Raw genomic sequence first — 21605 nt, 5'->3', positions numbered from 1 at the left:
TGCTCCGGAATCCGTTGCATGCCAGGGCCGTTCGTGTCACGCACCCTGCGAGCTCAAGCCACCTGAGAGGGTATTTTCACGATGAATCGTGGCCTCCACGAACTGGCGAGTGGCCTCAAGCGCAAAGTCGCTGCCGTATTTGCGCCCGTCGAGCCCAAGCCCCATCGCTCGGGACTTTTCCGCCGCACTCTTCTCGTCACCGCAATTGGTCTTTTCGCTGGCGCCGCCGCTCTCGGCATGGTGCAGCAACCCGACCGCACCGAACTCCCCCCCTCGCGCGTCATCCAGAGCATTCTGCCGCTGACCGCCGAGCAAGTCGAAGTCAGCAGCCCCAGCGCCGCCCCCTACATCAGCGAAACCCGCATCCGTCCGGGCGACACGCTGTCGGCCGTGCTGCAGCGCCTGGAGCTGGACGCGCCCAATCTGCAGTCCTTCCTGACGCACGACGCCAGCGCCCGCAGCATCTACAAGCTGTATCCGGGCCGCTCGGTGCAGGCTGCCACGGACGAACAGGGCAACCTGATCTGGCTGCGCTACATCCACACGCCCGGCAATGAATCCGACGGGCAGGTCGTGACGCGCATGCTGCACGTCGCGCCGGCCGGCGACAGCTACAAGGCCGAGGAAATCACGGAAAGCACCGACCGCCAGACCCGCGTGGCCGTCGGCACCATCAAGTCCTCGCTCTTCGGCGCCACGGACTCGGCCGGCATCCCGGACTCGGTCACCATGCAGATGGCCGACATCCTGAGCGCCAAGATCGACTTCCTGCGCGACCTGCGCCAGGGCGACCAGTTCCGCGTCGTCTATGAAGTGCGTTCCCATGACGGCCGCTACGCCGGCGCGGGCCGCGTGCTGGCCCTGGAGTTCATCAACGGCGGCAAGACCTACAACGCCGTCTGGTTCAGCCCCGACGACAAGACCGGTTCCTACTACGACTTCGACGGCACCAGCCTGCGTGGCGCGTTCCTGCGCACCGCCCTGAAGTTCAGCCGGATCAGCTCGACTTTCGGCATGCGCATGCATCCCATCCACAAGACCTGGACGGGACACAAGGGCGTGGATTACGCCGCCCCCTCCGGCACGCCGATCCACTCCACCGCCGACGGCACGGTCGAATTCTCGGGCTGGCAGAACGGCTACGGCAACGTGGTCATCATCAAGCACCACGGCAAGTATTCGACGCTGTACGCGCACCAGAGCCGCATCGCCCAGGGCATCACCAAGGGCGCGAAGGTCTCGCAGGGTCAGTTGCTGGGTTATGTCGGATCCACCGGCTGGGCCACGGGCCCGCACCTGCACTACGAATTCCGCGTGGACAATCAGCCCATCGATCCGCTGTCCGTGGACCTGCCGGTGGCCCGCGCCCTCGAACCCGCGGAAGTCCGCGCGTTCAACGACGCGGTGTCGCCGTACAAGCAGCAGATCCTGTTGCTGACGCAGTTCCAGCAGACGCTGCCCGACGCATTGACCAACGTGGCCAGCCGCTAAGGCTGGCCCAGGCAGCAATCCAGCACAGGGCGGTCCGCACGTTACAGGGCGGACCGTTCAAGCAGTCAGGCCCTTGACGGGCACCAGGCCCGCGCGACGGGCGCGGCGGCGGCGCGACATGCGACGGCCGCCTTTTTTGTTTCGAGGCGCCCGTGAAAGACATCAAGCCTTTGCAGCACGACACCGGCACGCTCTTCATCGGATTGATGTCGGGAACCAGCGTCGACGGCGTCGACGGCGTGCTGGCCCGGCTGACGCAGGGAGGTCCGCCCCAGGTGCTGGCCAGCGCCAGCCTGCCCATGCCCGAGAATCTGCGCCGCGAGTTGCTGGTTCTCAATACTTCCGGCGACGACGAGTTGGCCCGCGCCGCGCTCGCGGCCAATGCACTGGTCCGGGTGTACGCGCAGGCGGTGTCGGCCCTGCTCAAGGATGCGAATGTCGCCGCGCACGATGTGACCGCCATCGGCGCGCACGGCCAGACCGTCCGGCATCGCCCCGACCTCGGCTACACGCTGCAGCTCAACGCGCCGGCGCTGCTGGCCGAGCTGACCCGCATCGACGTGGTGGCGGACTTTCGCAGCCGCGACCTGGCCGCGGGCGGCCAAGGCGCGCCCCTGGTGCCGCCCTTTCACGCGGCCGTGTTCGGCAGCGACCACGGCCGCGCCGTGCTGAACCTGGGGGGCATTGCCAACGTGACGCTGCTGGTGCCCGGACAACCCCCGCGCGGCTTCGATACCGGCCCTGCCAACGTGTTCCTGGATGGCTGGTGCCAGCGCCACCTGGGTCGGCCCTATGACGCGGGCGGCCGCTGGGCCGCGACGGGCCAGGTGGTAGCGCCCTTGCTCGAGCAGCTCATCGCGAGCGAGCCCTGGTTCGCCCTGCCCCCGCCCAAGTCCACAGGCCGGGATCTCTTCAATATGAAATGGCTGGACGCACGCCTGGCTGCGTTCGACGGGCCGGCTCCCGCCCCTCAGGACGTCCAGGCCACTTTGCAGCGCCTGACCGCGAGGACAGTGGCCAACGCCATCGACGCGGCCGCCGCAGGCACGCAGGAAGTGTTCGTGTGCGGCGGCGGGGCCTACAACGCGGGACTGATGCAGGAACTGGCTTACTGCCTGCAACGCCCGGTGCAGGCGACCGACGCCCTGGGCGTGCCGGCCCAGCAGGTGGAGGCGCTGGCGTTCGCGTGGCTGGCGCAGGCGTTCGTCACGGGCCAGCCCGCCGGCCTGCCGAGCGTCACGGGCGCGCGCGGGCCGAGGCTGCTGGGCGCGCTGTATCCCGCCTGACACTCCTCCAGCGGCGGCAATGCCGCGCCTGAAACAAAAAACCCTTCGGCAAGCCGAAGGGTTTTTGTCTTTCGTGCCCGGCGATTACACCGAAAACGAAGAACCGCAGCCGCAGGTGGTGCTGGCGTTGGGATTGCGGATGACGAACTGCGCGCCTTCCAGGTCTTCCTTGTAATCGATCTCGGCGCCGACCAGGTATTGGAAGCTCATCGGGTCAACGAGCAACTGGACGCCATCCTTGTCCAGCACGGTGTCGTCTTCGTTCACGACTTCGTCGAACGTGAAACCGTACTGGAAGCCGGAACAGCCCCCACCCTGCACGAACACGCGCAGCTTGAGCTCGGGGTTGCCTTCTTCGGCCAACAGGTCTTTCACTTTGGCGGCAGCCGAGTCGGTAAACACCAGGGGCACAGGCGGCGCGGCCTGCAGGTCGACGGTTTCGGTCACTGCATTCATGGTTCACTCCTGGCCGATACGGCCATATTTCAGTGAGCGGCGTCGCCGCTCGTATAGTGTCACTATAGCGCAGGGCTTGACCAGACTCAAAGTTCCAGTTTGACACTGCGGGTGGCGCGGACGGTTTCGCCCTCGAGGACGCTGACGGTGACGCTTTCGGGGACAAATCCGTCGGGCACGGCCAGGAGACCCTGGCTGCGTTGATATTGATCGAACTGCAGGGCCAGCGACGCCGCCGCGAGGTTCTCGCCCGTCGGGGCGACGGGCCCTGTCTCGGCCCTGACCTGCATGGGCGCCAAATCCACGGTGACGGTTTCGCCCTTGAGCACACCGGTTGCCTGGAACCGCAACGCGCCCGCGAAAGGCGTGGCGCCATTGCGGCCGCTGCGCATCAGCAGCACTTTATAGCGCAGGCCACCGCCCTCGCGATCGATCTGCACGCCGCGGATGTCCACCGAGCCCTCAGGGCCGGGCGGCAGCAGTTGCTCGTAGAACGCAAGCTGGTCACGCACGCGGCCGACCTCGGCCTGCGCGGCGCGGAGCTGGGTTTCGAGCTCTTGGCGGGCCGACCGCTCGATGACGAGTTCGCCATCGGCGGTATCCAGCTGCCCGCGGATGTAGCGCAACTGCGTGGCCTGTTGGCGCATGGCTTCGTCCTGCGCCTCGGCCTGCTGGGCACTGATGACGATGGCGTCCTGCGGACGATAGAGCGCGCGCGCATGGAAGAATCCGGCAGCGCCTCCCAGCAACGCGCCCAGCAGCAGCATCGCGACCAGGCGCGCAAGGGCGCCATGCGTGGCACGCGGCTGGGGACGGGCGGAAGGATCTACGGACATGAAGCGCAAAGAAGGCGGCCAGCCACGCTGGCCGCCGGGGCCTTACGGCAGGATGGCGACCTGGTCCAGGCCGACTGTTTCGGGGATGCCGAACATCAGGTTCATGTTCTGCACGGCCTGGCCGGCGGCGCCCTTGACCAGGTTGTCCTGCACCACCATGACGATCAGCAGGTCGCCGTTGCCCGGGCGGCTGAGCGCGATGCGCAGGTTGTTCGAGCCGCGCACCGAACGCGTTTCGGGGTGGCTGCCGGCAGGCATGACGTCGACGAAAGGTTCATCCGCATAGCGGGCCTCGAACAAGGCCTGGAAGTCGGTATCGCGGGCTTCAGGCTGGATGCGGGCATAGATGGTGGAAAACATGCCGCGGATCATCGGCACCAGATGCGGCACGAACGTCAGCCCCACCTTGCCGCCGGCCAGCTTTTCAAGCTGCGCGGTGATTTCGGGGTGGTGGCGATGGCCAGCTACGCCATAGGCCTTGAAGTTGTCGGACGCTTCCGAGAACAGCGAACCCACCTCTGCCTTGCGGCCGGCGCCCGAGACACCTGACTTGCAGTCGGCGATGAGGGTTTGCGCATCGACGAGCGCCTTGCCGCCTTCGAGCAAGGGCGCCAGCCCCAGGAGCACCGTGGTTGGGTAGCAGCCGGGGTTGCCGATGACGCGCGCCTTGGAGATGGCTTCGCGGTTCAGCTCGACCAGGCCATATTGCGATTCGGCCAGGATGTCAGGGCAGGTGTGGGGGATCTTGTACCAGCGTTCGAACGTGGGAATGTCCTGCAGGCGGAAGTCGGCAGCCAGGTCGATGACGCGGGTGCCCGCGGCGATCAGTTCCTGGGCTTGCGCCATGGCCACCCCGTGAGGCGTGGCGAAGAAAACGACATCGCAGTCGGTCAACGAGGCCTTTTCCGGGGCGGAGAAGGCAAGCTTCACACGGCCGCGCAGGTTGGGATACATGTCGGCGACGGGCAGGCCGTCTTCCTTGCGGGACGTGATGGCAGTCAGTTCCACGTTGGGATGCTGCGACAGCAAACGCAGCAGTTCGACGCCGGTATAGCCGGTGCCGCCGACGATGCCAACCTTGATGCGGGTGTTCGATGCTTGGGCCATGATGAATGCTCTTCGGAGAACGAATAACGATTGTATCGCTCGGGAAACAGGGTATTGCACCGGCGTGCCGGAATTGGCACTGCAATCCTTTTTTCCGACCGGGCGGGTGGCGCGGAGTTCCGCGCAGGGCCGGCAGCGACAGGACATGGCCGGCCCAAAAACAAAAAGCCCGCCGAAGCGGGCTTTTTGCAGGGCATTAACGCTTGCTGAACTGCTTGCGACGACGCGCCTTGCGGAAGCCGACCTTCTTACGTTCGACTTCACGGGCATCGCGGGTCACGAAGCCAGCTTGCGACAGCGACGACTTCAGCGTGGCGTCGTAATCGATCAGGGCACGCGTGATGCCGTGACGGATCGCGCCGGCCTGGCCGGTTTCACCGCCGCCGTGCACGTTGACCTTGATGTCGAACGATTCCAGATGGCCGGTCAGTTCCAGCGGCTGGCGCACGACCATGCGGCCGGTTTCACGAGCGAAGAACTCGTCGACGGGCTTGCCGTTGACGACGATCTTGCCAGTGCCCTTCTTGATGAAAACGCGAGCCACCGAAGTTTTGCGACGGCCGGTTCCGTAATTCCAGTTACCGATCATGGCGTTTCCTTAGATATCCAGCGTCTTGGGCTGCTGGGCGGTGTGCGGGTGCTCGGCACCGGCATAGACCTTCAGCTTCTTGATCATGGCGTAGCCCAGAGGACCCTTGGGCAGCATGCCCTTGACGGCCTTCTGAATGGCACGGCCGGGAAAACGCTCTTGCATTTTCTCGAAGTTCGTTTCACGGATACCGCCCGGGTACGTCGTGTGGCGGAAGTACTTCTTGTCCTTCGCCTTGGCGCCGGTAACGACGATATCGGACGCGTTGATGATGACGATGTAGTCACCGGTATCAACGTGAGGCGTGAATTCAGGTTTGTGCTTGCCACGCAGACGACGTGCGACTTCGCTGGCCACACGACCGAGGACTTTGCCCTTGGCGTCGATCACAAACCAGTCACGTTGGACTTCATGCGGCTTGGCCACAAAGGTCTTCATGATGGTTCCTAAGAATAAAAATGTGCTCTGGCCGGAACATCCTGCCAGTGGTTCTTTCCCAGACTAGGCGTAAAACCCGGGTGAATTTTCCCAAGAACAGAAAAACCGCCTTGGAAAACCCTGAAGTTTCAAGCCTCTAAATCGCCCTCCGCCTAAGCGTTATGAATCCGCCCGTGCAAAGGTCAATATGAGGAAAGCCTGAAATTCTAACACGGATGCTCAAAAATTGGGCAAGCGAGGGGAATTCAAGCGACTGGCGGCTGACCGCCGCAGGGCGGCAGCCGCAAGGTTCATCAGGGGACACATAAGGTCCCCGCCCCATCAGGCGCCCAGGTACGCTTCCAGGACCCGCGGGTGGCCCAGCAGTTCGCGGCCGGTGCCGGTCAGCGCCATGGCGCCGTTTTCCAGCACGTAGCCATGTTGCGCGATCTTGAGCGCTTGGCGCACGTTCTGCTCGACCAGGAACAGCGTGAGGCCGTCGGCGTTGATGGCGCGCAGCGAACGGAAGATCTCCTGGACGACGATCGGCGCCAGGCCCATCGACGGTTCGTCCAGCAGCAAGAGGCGCGGCTTGGCCATCAGGGCGCGGCCGATGGCCAGCATCTGCTGTTCGCCGCCCGACAGGTTGCCGGCCATGCCGTTGATGCGCTCTTTCAGGCGCGGGAACAGGTTGAACACGTATTCCAGGTCGGTGGCGACGTTTTTCAGGCCGCGGCGATAGGCGCCCAGTTCCAGGTTTTCCAGCACCGTCATGGTGGTGAGGATCGCCCGGCCCTCGGGCACCTGCACGATGCCGCGCGCGACCAGTTGGTTCGGCGCCAGGTTGGTGACGTCTTCGCCCTCGAACAGGATGCGGCCGCGCGCCTTGGGCAGCAGGCCCGACAGCGCGAGCAGCGTGGTCGACTTGCCGGCGCCGTTGGCGCCGACCAGGGCGGTGATTTCGTTGGCGTTCAGGTCCAGGTCGATGCCGCGCACGGCTTCGATATGGCCGTAGTTGACCTCGAGCCCGCGGACTTCCAGCATGGCGCTCATTTTGCGGCCTCCGCTTGTTCGGTGTCTTCGTCGTCTTCGCGGCCCAGGTAGGCCTCGATGACCTGCTCATTGTTGCGGATGTCCTCGGGACCGCCGCAGGCGATGATCTTGCCGAAGTTCAGCACCGCGATGCGTTCGCACAAGCCCATGACGAAGCGCATGTCGTGCTCGATCATGAGGATCGTGTAGCCGCGGTCGCGGATCGCCAGGATTTCGCGCATGAGTTCGGCGCGTTCGCCGGTGTTCATGCCGGCGACGGGCTCGTCCAGCAGCAGCAGCTTGGGCTCGGTGGCCAGCGCGCGCGCCAGCTCCAGGCGGCGCTGTTCGCCGTAGGAGAGGTTGTCGGCCAGATCGTTGGCCTTGTGATCCAGGCGCATCCATGTCAGCAGCTCGTGGGCGCGCTCGCGGGCGCGCTGCTCGTGCTCGCGAAAGCCGGGCAGGCCCAGCAGCAGGCTGGGGAAACCGTAGTTCATGTGGCGGTAGGCGCCCACGACGACGTTTTCCAGCAGCGTCATCTCCTTGAAGAGACGGATGTTCTGGAAGGTGCGGGCAATGCCCATGCGCGTGATGCTGTGCGGCTTCTTGCGCAGCACGCTTTCGCCCTGGAACGTGATGGCGCCGCCGCTGGGCGGCAACAGCCCGGTGATCAGGTTGAACACCGTGGTCTTGCCGGCGCCGTTGGGGCCGATCAGGCCGAAGATGGCGCCTTCGGGCACGGACAGGCTGACGTCATGCAGCACATGCAGACCGCCAAAGCTCTTGGAAACGGAAGACAGCTCAAGCATGGCGCTTCCCTCCCTGGCGTCCTTGACGCGTCCAGCGCTTGAAACGCGCCGGATCCCAGATGCCTTGCGGCAGGAACAACACAATCACCACCAGGATCACTCCATTCGCGACCAGGCGCAGATCCGCGAATCCGCGCAGCAATTCGGGCAGCACCGTAATGATGAAGCTGCCCAGCACGGGGCCGGCCAGGCCGCCGATGCCGCCCAGGATCGCCATCGTCAGGATTTCGACGCCGCGGTCGAATCCGTATTCGTTGGGACCGATAAAGAAAGTCAGGTGCGCGTTCAGCGCGCCGGCCAGGCCGGCGATGACCGCGCCGGCCACGAAGGCCAGCATCTTGTTGGCGCGCACGTCGATGCCCATCATGCCGGCTGCCGTTTCGTCGCCACGGATGGCGTCAAAGGAACGGCCGATCTTGGACGCGCGCACGCGCCACAGCACGAACAGCACGATGATCACGGCCAGCAGCACATGCCACCACTGCGTCAACTGCGGAATGCCGTTCAAGCCCAGCGCGCCGCCGGTGACGGACTCGGTGTTCAGAATGGTCACGCGGACCACTTCACCGAAGCCCAGCGTCGCCATGGCCAGATAGACACCGGACAGCCGCAGGGTCGGCAGGCCGATCAGGGCCGCCACCAGCGCGGGCGCGGCCATGCCGCCGGCCAGCGCCACCGCGAACGGCGCGTCGTAGTTCATGGTGAGCAGCGCGGCGGCGTACGCCCCGATGCCCATGAAGGCGGCATTGGCCATGGCCAGCATGCCGCAGGCCAGCGTCAGCCAGATGGAGAGGGCCAGCAATGCGTTGGTGCCGAGGGTGAGCACCAGGTTGCCGTAAATGGCCCAGAAATTTTCGAATCCGCTCATACCTTAAGCCTTGCGTTGAACCACTTTGCCGAACAGACCTTGCGGGCGCACCAGCAGGATCAGGAACAGCAGGCCGAAAGCCACCGCGTCGCGCATGGTGGAGCCGATGTAAGCCACGGACAGCACCTCGGCAAAGCCCAGGAACAGACCGCCCAGCATGGCGCCGCGGATGTCTCCCATGCCGCCCAGGATGATGACCGCGATGCCCTTGTGCAGCATCGGCTGGCCCATCAGGGGGAAAAGCGCGTTCGAGTACAGCCCGATCAGCACGCCGGCCACGCCGCCCAGGGCGGCCGCGGCAAACGAGGTGGTGATGAAGAGCTTTTCGACGTTGATGCCCAGCAGCCAGGCGGCCTTGGGCGACTCGGCGATGGCGCGCAGGGCGCGGCCGAATTGCGTGCGGCGCATGACATACATCAGCACGGCCATCAGCGCGAACGACAGGAAGATGATCCCCAGTTCGATGACGGTCAGGTGCAGGCCCGCGACCTCGATGACTTCCTCGGGCACGGTGCCATGCGGAAAGCGCAGGTTGCTGGCGCCGAAGATGCCTTGGGCGCCGTTATTCAGGATGATGCCCACGCCAATGGTGGCGATCATGGGAATCAGGTGGGGCGCGTTGCGCTTGCGCAGCGGCTTGAGCACCAGGTAGTCGATGATGACCCCGGTAAAGCCGGCGACGAAGAACGCGACCATCAGCGCCGCCCACAGCGGCAGGCTGAACTGCTCGACCACGACCAGTGCTGCGTAGGCGCCAACCATGAACACGGCGCCATGCGCCAGGTTGATCACCCCGAGCACGCCGAAGATCAGCGTGAAGCCGAGCGCGAACAGTGCATACACACAGCCCAGCGACAAGGCATTGACGAATTGTTGTTCGAACATGATGGGACTTTCCAGATCTGATAGGGCCCCCTCGCCGTGCCCACAGCGAGGTCTTTCTGCTTTCGGGGAAGCTATTTACGTGCGACGGCCCTGCGATAAAAAGCGCCTTGCAGACGGCCGGGAGGCCGTCCGCAAGGCGCATCCCCCCGCGCGGGGATGCGTACTGCTTACTTCTCGATGACGTACTTGCCGTCTTTGGTCACGCTGACGATCGGCGCCTGGTCGGCGTCGTAGCCGGCGGGCTTGCCGGCGCGGTCGGTGGCCTGGCGGAACTTGAACGGGCCGGTGGCGCCGGTCCAGGTCACGGACGGCAGGGCGTCGCGCAAGGCTGCGCGGTCCTTGGTCAGTTCGCCGGAGATCTTGGTGTTCTTCAGCGCCTGGGCGACGATGTACATGGCGTCATAGGACTGCGCCGCGAACTGGTCGGGCGCGTTGGTGAACTTGGCCTTGTAGGCGTCGATGAACTTGACGTTCTCGGGGGCCTTGTTTTCGATCGACCACGGGCTGCCGATCCACAGATTGTTCGACGCGCCGCCGGGGGCCAGGTCGAAGATCTTGACCGAGTTCATGCCGTTGCCGCCGATGACCGGCACGTTCAGGCCGAGCTGGCGGGCCTGGACCATGATCGGGGCGCCTTCGGCCAGCAGTGCGGACAGCACGATGGCGTCGGGGTTGGTGCCCTTGATCTTGGTGAGCTGGGCCTTGAAGTCCACGTCGCCCTTGGCGAACGTTTCGGTCGTGGTGACCGGGATCTTCTGGTCTGCCAGGGCCTTCTTGAAGTTGTCGTAGCCGCTCTTGGTGAACACGTCGTCGTTGCCGTACAGCACGGCCACGTTCTTCAGGCCGGTCTTGGCCTTGACGGTGGAGATGGTGGCGGGCAGCACGTCGGCTTCGGTGACCGAGTTGCGGAACACGAAGTTGCCGATGGAGGTGATGCCGTCGGCGGTGTTGGACGTGCCGAAGACGACCGTCTTGGCGGCCTGCGCGATCGGATCGGCGGCCTGGGCCGAGTTCGACAGCGTGGGACCGAAGACCATCAGGACCTGGTCCTTGAAGATCAGCTTCTTGAAGACGTTGATGGCTTCTTCTTTCTTGCCTTGTTCGTCCTCGACCACGAGCACGATCTTGTTGCCGTTGATGCCGCCGGCGGCGTTGATCTCGTCGGCCGCGAGCTGGAAGCCGTTGCGGATCGAGACGCCGTACTGGGCAGCGCCGCCGGACAGGGCTTCCGCCACGCCCAGCTTGATGTCGGCAGCGTGGGCGGCCGGGATGACACCGGCAGCGATCAGCGCGGCCAGCAGCTTTTTGGTCTTGGATTGCATGGTTGTTACCACCTTAAAGTCTGTCTCGGAATATTGGTAATCCGGGCTGATGTAATCCTGCCGGATTGACGTCTATGCCGCCTAAAGGCCGCAAGTTTGCGCGTCAAGACCCGGGATATTACTCCTTTGTATCAGGCCGAAACTCGAATGCCGTTCAACAAAAGCCTATAAACCGCCCATTTTTTTGTAAAAAACGTGTGGTTACTAGCAAAAACCCTAGCGCTCACCGAATGCCATTCGGCACCGGCTTCCTCCTACCTCCTAGCCGACAGCGCCACGCCCAGATACTGGCCGTAAGCATTCTCGGTCAGGCGAAACCACGGCATCTCGCTGTCGCGAAAGCCCATGTAACTATCGTGCATTGCCTTGAATTTGGGGTCTTTGGCGCCCAAATCCTTGTACACCTGCTGAGTGGCCTCGAACGCCGCGTCCATGATCGAACGCGAAAAAGCGCGCACCTGGGCGCCACTTGCCGTCAATTGGGCCAGCGCCGGCGGGTTCAGCGCGTCGTACCGGGCGGTCGCGGCAGCGTGCGCGGCCAGGGCCGCGGCCTGCACCACGGCCTGGTAATGCTTGGGAAGCTCGTTCCAGGCCGCTTCATTGATATAGAGCGATAGCTGTTCACCGCCCGCCCACCAGCCGGGTGCGTAGTAATACTTAGCTACCTTATTCAAACTGAGTTTGGCGTCGTCGTAAGCGCCCGCCCCCGCCACGGCCTGCAGTCCGTCTTTTTCAAACGCCTCGGCCAGCTTGGCCGCATCCGCCTGCTGCGGCGCGACGCCCAGGCGGGCCAGCACGTCGGCGGCCAGGCCGTCGACCTGCATCTTCAGGTCTTTCAGGTCGCCGGTGCGTTTGATTTCCCGGGTGTACCAGCCGCCCATCTGCGCGCCGGTATTGCCCAAGGGGAAATTGATGATCTTTTCGGGTTTGAAGAGCTCGCGCGTCAGCCGCAGGCCGTCGCCATCGCTCATCCAGGCGTTCATCTGGCGCACATTCAGGCCGAAGGGCACGGCCGCATCGAAGCAGAAGGCGGCATTCTTGGCGTAATAGCGGCGCGAGGACACATGGCCGCATTCCACCTTGCCGGTGGAGACGGCCTGCATCAGGTCGGCCGCGGCGACGACCTCGCCGTCGGGGAAATGACGGATATTGAATCTGCCGCCCGTGGTTTCGGCGACGAACTTGCAGAAATTCTCGGCCGCCCCCACGCGCAGATCGAGGGCAGCGGGAAACCCGGAGGAAAGGCGCCAGCTCACCGACGGCATGTCCTGCGCCAGCGCGGGCGTGCTGACGGCGGCGCCGGCGACGGCGCCCAGGCCGGCGCGCTTCAAGAATGAACGTCGTTGCATCACTTTGCTCCTTTACACCGACAACTGGGACTTCGAGCAATACCCGCCGGATATTACACGCTGGCCATGGCCGGGACGGCTAGAGGAAATCCCGAGCCGGTAAGGGATTGCAAGGGGGAGTGCAAAGAGGATGGCCGGGCGGACTGCAAAGCCCGTGGGCGGCGCATTGCGCGCCGCCCGCGCACGGGATCAGGTCCCGGCGATGGCCATCTGCTCGATGAGGATGGAGCCGGTGGTCTTGGTGCCGCGCGAGATGGTGTCCGCGCCTACCGCGACGATCTGCTGGAACATGTCGGCCAGGTTGCCGGCGATGGTGACTTCCTGGACCGCGTGCTGGATCTGGCCGTTTTCGACCCAGTAGCCGAACGCCCCGCGCGAGTAGTCGCCTGTGACGTAGTTGACGCCCTGCCCGATCAGCTCGGTGACGAGAAAACCCGTGCCCAGCTTCTTGAGCATGGCTTCGAAGTCGTCGCCGCGGCGCGTCAGCGTGGAGCTGAAGACCAGGTTGTGCGAGCCGCCGGCGTTGCCGGTGGTGGCCATGCCCAGCTTGCGTGCCGTGTAGGACGACAGAAAATAGCCTTCCAGGACGCCCGCCGACACCACGTTGCGGCGGCGCGTGCGCACGCCTTCGTCGTCGAAGGGCGAACTGCCCATGGCGCCGCGGATGTGCGGGTCTTCGACCAGGTTGATGTGCTTGGGGAAGATGGGCTTGCCCAGCGAATCGACCAGGAAGCTCGCCTTGCGATACAGGGCGCCGCCGTTGACGGCCTGCGTCAGCGCGCCGACCAGGCCCAGCGCCAGCGGCGCTTCGAACAGGACGGGGAACTTGCCGGTGCGCACGCGGCGGGCCGACAGGCGCGACAGCGTGCGTTCGGCGGCATAGCGGCCGATGGCCTCGGGCGAGGCCAGCTTGGCGGGATCGCGTTCCGACGAATACCAGTAGTCGCGTTGCATGCCGTTGCCACGCCCGGCGATGGGCGCCACGGACAGGCTGTGGCGCGAATACGGATAGCCGCCCAGGAAGCCGCGCGTGTTGCCCATCACGAACTGGCCTTCGTAGGTGCCGACGCTGGCGCCGTCGGTATTGGTGATGCGCGGATCGACCTCGCGCGCGGCGCGCTCGGCCCGCAGCGCCAGCTCGGCCGCTTCCTCGGTGGTGACGGTCCAGGCGCGGTGCAGGTCCAGGTCGGGGAATTCGGTGGCCAGCTGGTCGGCGTCGGGCAGGCCGGCGGCCGGATCGGCGGCCGTATGGCGGGCGATGTGCCAGGCGGCTTCGACCGTCTGGCGCAGCGCGGCCTCGGAGAAGTCGGAGGTCGAAGCGGAGCCGCGGCTCTGGCCGGCGTAGACCGTCAGGTCCAGCGAGCGGTCGCGCGTCTGCTCTACGGTTTCGATGTCGTTCTTGCGTACCGAGACGGACAGTCCCAGGCTTTCGGAGACTTCCGCCGCGGCGTCGGAGGCGCCGATCTGGCGCGCGTAGGCCAGGGTTTGCTCGACGAGTTCGGAAAAACGTGCGTGATTCGCCGCCAGCGGCAAGGATGAGGAGGTTTTAACCATTGCAGTCCAATTTGCAGAGACGGTTATCATAGCCAAGTCTGTCATTGCGCAGTTTTCCATGAATTCCCATCCCCAAGAAGATTCCGTCGACGACGGCTACGACGAAAACGGCTACGACCGTCCCAGCAAGTCCCAGGTCAAGCGTGAAATGCACGCCCTGCTGGACCTGGGCAAGCAATTGATCGCCCTGTCGCCCGAACGTCTGAAGCAGTTGCCCCTTGAAGAGCGCCTGTACGAAGCGATCCGCATGGCGCAGCGCACCACCGGCCGCGAAGGCCTGCGCCGCCAGGTCCACTTCGTGGGCAAGCTGATGCGCGATGCGCCGGCCGACGACATCCGCCGGCAGCTCGACATCTGGGAAAACGGTTCGCGCGAGGAAACCGCCGCCATGCATCGCCTGGAAGCGCTGCGCGACCGACTCCTGGATGACGACGACGCCCTCACCCGCCTCTTGAACAACAATCCGCAGGCCGACGTGCAGCAATTGCGCACGCTGATCCGGGCCGCCCGCAAGGAAAAGCTCGCCAACGCGTCGCTGCTGCAAGGCCAGGAACCGCAGAAAAAGCACTACCGCGCCCTGTTCCAGGCGCTCAAGACCCTCACCCTCTGATATCCACCGCCGCCCGTCCATGAACGCACCGACCGACCTGCTCGACTGCATCGAAATCGAAACCGCCCCCAATCCCACGCACGCCGTGATCTGGCTGCACGGCCTGGGCGCGGACGGCAACGATTTCGCGCCCATCGTGCCGGAACTGCGCCTGCCCGCCGGACTCGGGGTGCGCTTCGTGTTCCCGAACGCCCCGGTGCAGCGCGTGACCATCAACAACGGCATGGCGATGCGCTCGTGGTACGACATCCTGGTGATGGACCTGGTGCGCGTCGAAGACGCCCAAGGCATCCGCGCCTCGGAAGCCGCCATCCACAAGCTGATCGCGCGCGAAAACGCCCGCGGCATCCCCACGTCGAACATCGTGCTGGCGGGTTTTTCGCAAGGCAGCGCCATGACGCTGCACACCGGCTTGCGCCTGACCGAGAAGCTGGCGGGCATGATGGCGCTGTCGGGCTACCTGCCCCTGGTGGACAGCGCCGAAGCCGAACGCCAGCACGCGAACGATGCGACGCCCATCTTCATGGCGCACGGCCAGTACGACCCGGTGGTGTCGCTGGCACGCGCCGAGGCGTCCTTGGCCGAATTGAAGCGCCTGGGCTACGACGTACGCTGGCGCACGTACCCGATGCCCCACTCGGTCTGCGCCGAGGAAGTGGCGGACATTTCGGCATTCCTGAATGACGTGCTGGCCTGAGGCGGCACGCGGGATGCAGGACACGGCCTAGGGACGATGGCGGGCGGCGCGCAAGGCGCGGCCCGTGTTCCTGGCCGATGGGCGCGGGGCCCTTCCGCGCCTACGATGGGAGGCGCACCCAGAAACGCTCAAAACCTTATTTTGTATACCAGACGGTATTCCAGCCTTGAATTTTCCAGGCATCGGCGACGCGCGTCCATAGAGAAAAACGCCAATCGCAAAATGCTTGTCGCCCGCTTGTCTTGAATATAGTATTCGATCCAAGCCTTACCGGCCTGGGACCTCCCCGTTCGGGCTTCCCCTGTTTTTGCTGTCGCAGTGCTGTCACGTTGCAGTCGAGTCGCAGTCGAGTTGCAGTCGATCCCCCATTGGCCATGTTGCGCCGATTGTCCGGCGTGGCATTCAAGACGCAGGAGAAAGTCCCGTGAAGACCTTGCCCTTGCCCCGCCTGGCAGGCGCGGCGCTGCTCGCGCTGCTTGCCCCCGTGGCCGCCCAGGCCGAAGCCCTGAATCCCCCCGTCAAGGTGCGCTACGAAGAGGTGGTGCGCTCCATTCTGTACGTGCCCAAATACGTCGCGCTGTCGCAGGGTTACTTCAAGGACGCCGGCCTGGACGTGTCCATGAAGACCTCGCAAGGCACCGACAAAGGCATGACCGCCCTGCTGTCGGGCAGCGCGGACATCGTGCTCATCGGGCCGGAAGCGTCCATCTATGTCCAGAACAGCGAATCCCCGGTCAAGCCCAAGATCTTTGCGGGGCTGACCGCCACCGACGGCTTTTTCCTCCTGTCGCGCAAGCCGGTCGACAAGTTCGACTGGTCCATGCTCAAGGGCAAGGAAGTCATCGGCTTTCGTCCCGGCTCCAATCCGATCGTGTTCCTGGAGACGGCGCTGCGCAAGCATGGACTGGATCCCCAGAAGGACGTGAAGCTGCTGAACAACATCGGCATCCCGGCGCGCGCCGGCGCCTGGATGGCGGGCCAGGGCGAATACGGCATCTTCCTTGAGCCCGAGGCCGGCGAACTGGTGCGCAACGGCAAGGGGCACATCGTGGCCTCCGTGGGCCATGAAGTCGGCCAGGTCGACTACACGGTCTTTACCGCCACGGACAAGTACATCCGCGACAACCCCAAGGTGATCCAGGCCTGGACCGACGTGGTGGCGCGCGCGGAAAAATACGTGAAGGACACGCCCGCCGCCACGCTGGCGCCGCAGATCATGACCTTCTTTCCCGGCATGGACCAGGCCGCGGTGACCGAGGCCATTGAGCGCTACAAGCAATACCAGATCTGGAAGACCACGCCCCTGGTGACGGCGCAAGCGATGACGCAGCTGCAGGACATGCTGGTCGCCAGCGCGGTCATGAAGGACAGCGCCCGCGTGAAGTACGAAGACGTGGTGATCGCCGACTTTGCCAAGAAGGCGCAATGATGGGCGCCGCCATCCACAACCTCAAGCCGGCGGCCGCCACGGCAAAGATCGAACTGCGCGACGTCTGTCTGTCGTACTTCACGCCCGACGGCGAGACCGAGGCGCTGTCGAACGTGTCCTTCAGCCTGGCGCCGGGCGAATTCGTCAGCCTGATCGGACAAAGCGGCTGCGGCAAGAGCACCCTGCTGTCCCTGATCGCCGGCCTGATTCCGCCCACCTCGGGCGCGGTGCTGGTCGACGGGCAGGCGGTGACCAAGCCGAATGCGCGCATCGGCTACATGCTGCAGCAGGACTATCTCTTCGAATGGCGCACCATCCTGGACAACGTGATGCTGGGCGCGGAGATCCAGGGACGGCGCGACGCGCGCAGCGAGGCCCGCGCCGTGCACTTGCTTGAAAAGTGCGGCCTGGGCGCGTTCCTGTCGCACACGCCGCGCCAGCTATCCGGCGGGATGCGGCAGCGCGCGGCGCTGGCGCGCACCCTCGTGACCGAGCCCGACGTGATCCTGCTGGACGAGCCGTTCTCGGCGCTGGATTCGCAGACGCGGCTGGCGATCTCCGACGAAGTCGTGGACATCCTGCGCCGCGAAGGCAAGACCGTGGTGCTGGTCACGCACGACATCGGCGAGGCCATCGCCATGACGGACCGCGTGATCGTGTTGTCGCGCCGGCCCGGGCGGCTCAAGAGCCAGTACCGCATCCACTACGGCGACGGCCAGGTCCGGCCCACGCCCTTCCAGGCGCGCTCGCGGCCGGAGTTCAACACCTATTTCAAACAGCTCTGGGACGAGCTGGACGTCCACGTGGAGGGCTGAGCCATGAACGCGCCGATTGCCAATACCGTCCCGCTGCGCGCCGTGCCCGGCCCCAGCGAAAAATACCTCGACTACCTGCGCCGCGACCGCGCGCGCCGCCGCAATATCCGGGTGGCCCAAGCATTGCTGCTGGCGGTGTTTCTGTGCGCCTGGGAAATCCTGCCGCGCATGCACGTCCTGAACCCGCTGCTGACCAGCTACCCGAGCGCGCTGTGGCCCACGTTCATCGAACTATGGAACCACGGCAGCCTGGGCAAGCACATCATGACGACGTTGTCCGCCACGCTGGTGGGCTTTGCGCTCAGCATGGCGATCGGCATCGTCGTGGCGGCCGCGCTGTGGTGGTCCGACTTTCTCTACAAGGTGCTGGACCCGTTCCTGGTGGTGGCCAACGCCATGCCCAAGATCGCCTTCGTGCCCATCTTCTACCTCTGGCTGGGCTCGGACTACGCGGTGTACGGCATGGCGGTGGCGATTGCCGTATTCGTGACCATCATGGTGATTTACGCGGGCTTTCGCGGCATCGACCTGAACAAGGTGAAGCTGGCCCACACCTTTGGCGCGAGCCGCTGGCAGGTACTGACCAAGGTGGTGCTGCCCGGCAGCGTCCCCACGCTGATCGCCGCCGTCAAGATGAACATCGGCCTGGCGCTGGTGGGCGTCATCGTGGGCGAGTTCCAGTCGGCGGATTCGGGGCTGGGCTTTCTCATCATGAACGGCAGCCAGGTGTTCAAGCTGAACATCGTCATGACGGCCATCGTCATGCTGGCGCTGATCTCCAGCGTCATGTACCTGATCATCTACCGCGTCGAGTCCGCCGTGGCCCGGCGCTACGGCTAAGGAGGCAGCATGGAATTCCCCCAATGGGTGAAGGATCGCGTCGTGGCCCGCCAGGGCTGCCTGCATCCCTACGACGAACTGCCCGGCGCCCGCACCGCGGTGGTGGTGATCGACATGCAGCAGTACTTCACGCTTGCGGGCTACCAGGGCGAATGCGCCCCGGCGCGCGAGATCATCGACCCCATCAACCGCCTGTGCACCGCCGTGCGCGACGCGGGCGGGGTCGTGGTGTGGGTGCAGACGGCCTCCGACAACGCGGACGTGTTCTGGTCGCACCATCACGGCGTGATGCTGACGCCCGAGCGCAGCGCCCGCCGCCTGGAGACGCTGCGCCGCGACTCGCCGGGCTTCGCGCTGCACCCGGACCTGCACGCGCAGGCCACCGACCTGCGCGTCGTCAAGCGGTTCTACAGCGCGATGGCGCCCGGCTCGTCCGAACTGGAGCCGCTGTTGCGCGGCCTGGGCGTGGACACGCTGCTCATCGCCGGGACCGTCACCAACGTGTGCTGCGAATCCACGGCGCGCGACGCGATGATGCGGGATTTCCGCACCATCATGGTCGACGACGCGCTGGCCGCGGTGACGCCGGCCGAGCACGAACACGCCCTGCACGGCTGGATGCTGTTCTTTGGCGACGTGCTGACGGTGGACGAGGCGGCCGCGCGGCTCAAGCCCGCGCAGCCGTCGCGCAAGACCGCCTGAATCTTCTGGCGGGACCGGCGATCAGGCCAGGTTCAGCCAGACCCGGCGCATCGTCGGATCCTCGGGGTCCGGATCGTTGGTGAAGCCCAGGCGGGTCATCAGCGCCAGCATCGGCCGGTTGGTCGACAGCACCAGTCCGTCGATGTATTCCAGGCCCTGCTCGCGCGCGGCGTCGATCAGCGCCGTCATGAGCTGGCGGCCAAGGCCGCGCCGCTGCCAGTCGTCGCCGATCACGAGCGCGTATTCCGCGCCGCGGCCGTCCGGATTGCGCAGGTAGTGGGCGAACCCGACCAGGACCTCGCGCGGATGGCCGCGATTGGCCGGGTTGGGCACCTGGGTGGCCGCCACCAGGGCAAGTTCCCGGTGATAGTCCACCTGCGTGTAGCGCGACACCATGCGCGGCGTGAGCTCGCGCATCATGGACACGAAGCGCATGTAGCGCGACCGCTCCGACAGGCCCCGGATGAACTCCTGCAGGGCTTCGCCATCTTCGGGGCGGATGGGCCGCAGCACCCAGGGGATGCCGTCGGCGAAGCGGCGCACCTGCACCAGCCGCGCCGGATACGGGTGGATCGCCATGTGCGGATAACCGGCGGTCTGCGGCGATTCGCAGCCGGGCGTCTCGGTCAGCGTCATGCGCAGGCCGCCGGCGCGCAGATGGGTTTCGCCCGCGTAGAGCGGATCGATGTCCAGGGATTCGATGTCGGGCAGTTCCGAGACCAGTTCGGACACCAGCACCAGCGCCTGCTGCAGCGCCTCGGCGGCCATGTGGCCGACCCGCGGCGCCAGCACGCGGCGCCACAGCCGGCTGCGCTCGATGAGCTGGCGCGCCAGGTAGCCGTTGAGCGGCGGCAGGTCCATGGCGCGCTCCGCCAGCGACAGCACGGCGTCCGGCCCGCCCGCGCCGAAGCGGATCACCGGGCCGAACTTCGGATCGCGCCGCACGCGGATCGCCATGGGCCGGGACTCGGGTTCGATGGGCGCCACGCTGGCCGGCGCATCGCTCAGCGGCACGTAGAACAGGGCAAGCAGGGTGCGGATTTCGGAGGTGTTCAGTTCACGCCTGCCATCGGCGCGCGCGCGCGCGACGATCTCGCGCGCGGCCGCCAGGTCCGGCACGTGGCCCGCGGGCTCGGGCGGCTGCGTCTGCAGCAGCAACTGCTGGTTGTAGTGGTGGGACGCCAGCACGCCAAAGGCGTCGGCGGCCGACTCGGGCGTGCGGAACGCGGACGTGCCCGCGTCGTCCAGCATGCGCCGCAGCGGACGCATGCCGGCATCGCCCATGAAACAGGTCACCACGGGCTTCTTGGCCGACGGGGCGATCTGCGCCAGTTCGCGCGCCACGGCCGGCATGTCGGCCAGCGCATCGGGCGCCAGCAGCACCAGCACGCCGTCCACGCCGGCGTCGTCCAGCACGGCCTCCAGCATGGCGCGGATGCGCTCGGGCGTCATGGGCAGGTAGGTGATGACGGGATTGGCGGTGGCGGCGTCGGGCTCCAGCATCCCGGCCAGCGCGCGCTGCGTGGCGGGCGCCAGGTCCGCGCGCAGCACGGCGGCGTCGGGGCCGATCAGGTCCATGGCGAGCTGCGGAGGTCCGCTGCCATTGGAGATCAGCGCCACGCGGCGGCCCTTGGGACGGCGCGTGTAGCCCAGCACCTTCACGGCCGAGAAGAGCTGCACGAAGTAGCGCACGCGCACCGCGCCAGCCCGGCGCAGCGCCGCGTCGAAAATGGCGTCGCTGCTGTCGGCATCGGATCGGCCCGCCTTGAGCACGATGACGGGCTTGATGCTGGCCGCGGCCCGCAGCGTGCTCATGAACTCGCGGGCGGGCCCGACGTCTTCGAGGTAGAGGACGATGCTGTCCGTGCGCGGATCGCTCGCCAGGTAGTCCAGCAGCTTGGGCAGTCCCACCACGGCCTCGTCGCCCAGCGACACGGCGGTGGAAAAGCCGATGTGCACGTCTTCGGCCCAGTCCATGACGGCAGCCATGATGGAGCGCGACTGCGCCACCAGCGCCACGCGGCCGGCGCGCGCCAGCACCGGGTGCTGGCTGAAGTTCAGGCCGGCGTGCGGCCGCTGCGCGCCGAAGGAGCGCGGGCCCAGCAGTTCGCAGCGGTTTTCCTCGGCCCAGGCCCGGCACAGCGCCAGCGTGCCGCGCGGGTACGGGTCGGGCAGTTCGTGGGGCAGCAGGATCACCGCGCGGGGTGACAGCGGCGACAGGCGGCGCAGCGTTTCGGGCAGGACGGCGGGCGATACGCAAACCAGGGCCAGGTCGGGGCGTTCCCCCGCGGCCAGGCCCTGCAGGGCGTCCGGCAAGTCGGGCGCCGCGCCGGGCTCGACGGCCAGGACCGTGGTCTTTGCCTTCAGGGCGGGAGACAGGGAACTTGCCGCGGGCAGGGGCCTGTCGGCCACGATGACCAGCGAGCCGGGTTCGAACATGGGCGCAAGAGCGTGTCTCAGCATAGGGAGGGCGGCCTGTTCACACTAATCTAAAATACCGTTCATCGTATCAAG

The 21605-nt window shown here is 65.8% G+C and carries 21 protein-coding genes; 8 read left to right on the top strand and 13 right to left on the bottom strand.

All coding sequences use genetic code 11. From position 1 onward, the window contains the following. Window positions 1-81: 81 nt before the first annotated feature. Entirely contained in the window at window positions 82-1491 is a 1410-nt protein-coding gene (locus tag BXA00_RS12400; protein ID WP_076518769.1) for a peptidoglycan DD-metalloendopeptidase family protein, read from the top strand. A 152-nt stretch (window positions 1492-1643) separates the two neighbouring features. Next, window positions 1644-2777, top strand: a complete 1134-nt coding sequence (locus BXA00_RS12395; protein WP_076518768.1) for an anhydro-N-acetylmuramic acid kinase — start codon at window positions 1644-1646, stop codon at window positions 2775-2777. A gap of 84 nt (window positions 2778-2861) precedes the next feature. Here BXA00_RS12395 and erpA read toward each other — a convergent pair whose 3' ends face one another. The 12 genes from erpA to pmbA form a co-directional block, all read right to left on the bottom strand. Next, window positions 2862-3233, bottom strand: coding sequence for an iron-sulfur cluster insertion protein ErpA (gene erpA, locus BXA00_RS12390; protein ID WP_057286972.1), 372 nt, complete (start codon window positions 3231-3233; stop codon window positions 2862-2864). An 86-nt stretch (window positions 3234-3319) separates the two neighbouring features. Further along, entirely contained in the window at window positions 3320-4069 is a 750-nt protein-coding gene (locus tag BXA00_RS12385) for a DUF6776 family protein (protein ID WP_076518767.1), read from the bottom strand. A gap of 42 nt (window positions 4070-4111) precedes the next feature. Then, the gene (gene argC / locus BXA00_RS12380; protein ID WP_076518766.1) at window positions 4112-5176 is read right to left on the bottom strand and encodes an N-acetyl-gamma-glutamyl-phosphate reductase; all 1065 of its coding nucleotides are present in this window, start codon (window positions 5174-5176) and stop codon (window positions 4112-4114) included. 196 nt (window positions 5177-5372) lie between these two features. Further along, complete coding sequence (gene rpsI / locus BXA00_RS12375) at window positions 5373-5765, bottom strand: 30S ribosomal protein S9 (protein ID WP_076518765.1); 393 nt, start codon at window positions 5763-5765, stop codon at window positions 5373-5375. A 9-nt stretch (window positions 5766-5774) separates the two neighbouring features. Continuing rightward, entirely contained in the window at window positions 5775-6203 is a 429-nt protein-coding gene (rplM, locus tag BXA00_RS12370; protein WP_008163100.1) for a 50S ribosomal protein L13, read from the bottom strand. 321 nt (window positions 6204-6524) lie between these two features. Beyond that, entirely contained in the window at window positions 6525-7235 is a 711-nt protein-coding gene (locus tag BXA00_RS12365; RefSeq protein WP_076518764.1) for an ABC transporter ATP-binding protein, read from the bottom strand. Continuing rightward, window positions 7232-8020, bottom strand: a complete 789-nt coding sequence (locus BXA00_RS12360; RefSeq protein WP_076518763.1) for an ABC transporter ATP-binding protein — start codon at window positions 8018-8020, stop codon at window positions 7232-7234. Before BXA00_RS12360 ends, BXA00_RS12365 begins: the two co-directional genes overlap by 4 nt. Further along, window positions 8013-8888, bottom strand: coding sequence for a branched-chain amino acid ABC transporter permease (locus BXA00_RS12355; RefSeq protein ID WP_076518762.1), 876 nt, complete (start codon window positions 8886-8888; stop codon window positions 8013-8015). Before BXA00_RS12355 ends, BXA00_RS12360 begins: the two co-directional genes overlap by 8 nt. 3 nt (window positions 8889-8891) lie before the next feature. Continuing rightward, the gene (locus BXA00_RS12350; protein WP_076518761.1) at window positions 8892-9773 is read right to left on the bottom strand and encodes a branched-chain amino acid ABC transporter permease; all 882 of its coding nucleotides are present in this window, start codon (window positions 9771-9773) and stop codon (window positions 8892-8894) included. A gap of 167 nt (window positions 9774-9940) precedes the next feature. Then, the gene (locus BXA00_RS12345; protein ID WP_076518760.1) at window positions 9941-11095 is read right to left on the bottom strand and encodes an ABC transporter substrate-binding protein; all 1155 of its coding nucleotides are present in this window, start codon (window positions 11093-11095) and stop codon (window positions 9941-9943) included. Window positions 11096-11349: 254 nt separating this feature from the next. Beyond that, entirely contained in the window at window positions 11350-12444 is a 1095-nt protein-coding gene (locus BXA00_RS12340) for an ABC transporter substrate-binding protein (protein ID WP_076518759.1), read from the bottom strand. Window positions 12445-12633: 189 nt separating this feature from the next. Beyond that, window positions 12634-13998 (bottom strand): metalloprotease PmbA, encoded by a 1365-nt coding sequence (gene pmbA, locus BXA00_RS12335; RefSeq protein ID WP_076518758.1) that lies wholly within the window; start codon window positions 13996-13998, stop codon window positions 12634-12636. Between the two features lie 58 nt (window positions 13999-14056). Between pmbA and yjgA the strand changes: the two genes are divergently transcribed. From yjgA to BXA00_RS12305, 6 genes are all read left to right on the top strand, one after another. Then, window positions 14057-14608 (top strand): ribosome biogenesis factor YjgA, encoded by a 552-nt coding sequence (gene yjgA / locus BXA00_RS12330; RefSeq protein WP_076518757.1) that lies wholly within the window; start codon window positions 14057-14059, stop codon window positions 14606-14608. 19 nt (window positions 14609-14627) lie between these two features. Then, window positions 14628-15305, top strand: coding sequence for an alpha/beta hydrolase (locus BXA00_RS12325; RefSeq protein WP_076518756.1), 678 nt, complete (start codon window positions 14628-14630; stop codon window positions 15303-15305). A 424-nt stretch (window positions 15306-15729) separates the two neighbouring features. Beyond that, window positions 15730-16734: an ABC transporter substrate-binding protein gene (locus BXA00_RS12320; protein ID WP_076518755.1), complete on the top strand. Its 1005-nt coding sequence runs from the start codon at window positions 15730-15732 to the stop codon at window positions 16732-16734. Continuing rightward, the gene (locus BXA00_RS12315) at window positions 16734-17549 is read left to right on the top strand and encodes an ABC transporter ATP-binding protein (protein WP_076518754.1); all 816 of its coding nucleotides are present in this window, start codon (window positions 16734-16736) and stop codon (window positions 17547-17549) included. Before BXA00_RS12320 ends, BXA00_RS12315 begins: the two co-directional genes overlap by 1 nt. A 3-nt stretch (window positions 17550-17552) precedes the next feature. Continuing rightward, a complete protein-coding gene (locus BXA00_RS12310) occupies window positions 17553-18389 on the top strand; it encodes an ABC transporter permease (RefSeq protein WP_076518753.1) in 837 nt (278 codons plus the stop codon). Window positions 18390-18398: 9 nt separating this feature from the next. Next, entirely contained in the window at window positions 18399-19091 is a 693-nt protein-coding gene (locus BXA00_RS12305) for a cysteine hydrolase (protein WP_076518752.1), read from the top strand. 21 nt (window positions 19092-19112) lie between these two features. Here BXA00_RS12305 and BXA00_RS12300 read toward each other — a convergent pair whose 3' ends face one another. Then, window positions 19113-21554: a GNAT family N-acetyltransferase gene (locus tag BXA00_RS12300; RefSeq protein ID WP_076518751.1), complete on the bottom strand. Its 2442-nt coding sequence runs from the start codon at window positions 21552-21554 to the stop codon at window positions 19113-19115. Window positions 21555-21605 lie beyond the last annotated feature (51 nt).

Source organism: Achromobacter sp. MFA1 R4 (genome assembly GCF_900156745.1).
Classification (GTDB): domain Bacteria; phylum Pseudomonadota; class Gammaproteobacteria; order Burkholderiales; family Burkholderiaceae_B; genus Achromobacter.
Note: the sequence above shows the minus strand (reverse complement) of the source record. Positions and strands in the feature narration are given on the sequence as shown.

Bases quoted from the DNA above. Each gene is read 5' to 3' on its own strand.
- erpA (WP_057286972.1), bottom strand. From the start codon at position 3,233: ATGAATGCAGTGACCGAAACCGTCGACCTGCAGGCCGCGCCGCCTGTG.
- BXA00_RS12340 (WP_076518759.1), bottom strand. From the start codon at position 12,444: ATGCAACGACGTTCATTCTTGAAGCGCGCCGGCCTGGGCGCCGTCGCC.
- BXA00_RS12350 (WP_076518761.1), bottom strand. From the start codon at position 9,773: ATGTTCGAACAACAATTCGTCAATGCCTTGTCGCTGGGCTGTGTGTAT.
- BXA00_RS12400 (WP_076518769.1), top strand. From the start codon at position 82: ATGAATCGTGGCCTCCACGAACTGGCGAGTGGCCTCAAGCGCAAAGTC.
- rplM (WP_008163100.1), bottom strand. From the start codon at position 6,203: ATGAAGACCTTTGTGGCCAAGCCGCATGAAGTCCAACGTGACTGGTTT.
- BXA00_RS12360 (WP_076518763.1), bottom strand. From the start codon at position 8,020: ATGCTTGAGCTGTCTTCCGTTTCCAAGAGCTTTGGCGGTCTGCATGTG.
- BXA00_RS12365 (WP_076518764.1), bottom strand. From the start codon at position 7,235: ATGAGCGCCATGCTGGAAGTCCGCGGGCTCGAGGTCAACTACGGCCAT.
- argC (WP_076518766.1), bottom strand. From the start codon at position 5,176: ATGGCCCAAGCATCGAACACCCGCATCAAGGTTGGCATCGTCGGCGGC.
- BXA00_RS12305 (WP_076518752.1), top strand. From the start codon at position 18,399: ATGGAATTCCCCCAATGGGTGAAGGATCGCGTCGTGGCCCGCCAGGGC.
- BXA00_RS12345 (WP_076518760.1), bottom strand. From the start codon at position 11,095: ATGCAATCCAAGACCAAAAAGCTGCTGGCCGCGCTGATCGCTGCCGGT.
- BXA00_RS12300 (WP_076518751.1), bottom strand. From the start codon at position 21,554: ATGCTGAGACACGCTCTTGCGCCCATGTTCGAACCCGGCTCGCTGGTC.
- BXA00_RS12325 (WP_076518756.1), top strand. From the start codon at position 14,628: ATGAACGCACCGACCGACCTGCTCGACTGCATCGAAATCGAAACCGCC.
- yjgA (WP_076518757.1), top strand. From the start codon at position 14,057: ATGAATTCCCATCCCCAAGAAGATTCCGTCGACGACGGCTACGACGAA.
- BXA00_RS12385 (WP_076518767.1), bottom strand. From the start codon at position 4,069: ATGTCCGTAGATCCTTCCGCCCGTCCCCAGCCGCGTGCCACGCATGGC.
- BXA00_RS12315 (WP_076518754.1), top strand. From the start codon at position 16,734: ATGGGCGCCGCCATCCACAACCTCAAGCCGGCGGCCGCCACGGCAAAG.
- rpsI (WP_076518765.1), bottom strand. From the start codon at position 5,765: ATGATCGGTAACTGGAATTACGGAACCGGCCGTCGCAAAACTTCGGTG.
- BXA00_RS12355 (WP_076518762.1), bottom strand. From the start codon at position 8,888: ATGAGCGGATTCGAAAATTTCTGGGCCATTTACGGCAACCTGGTGCTC.
- pmbA (WP_076518758.1), bottom strand. From the start codon at position 13,998: ATGGTTAAAACCTCCTCATCCTTGCCGCTGGCGGCGAATCACGCACGT.
- BXA00_RS12310 (WP_076518753.1), top strand. From the start codon at position 17,553: ATGAACGCGCCGATTGCCAATACCGTCCCGCTGCGCGCCGTGCCCGGC.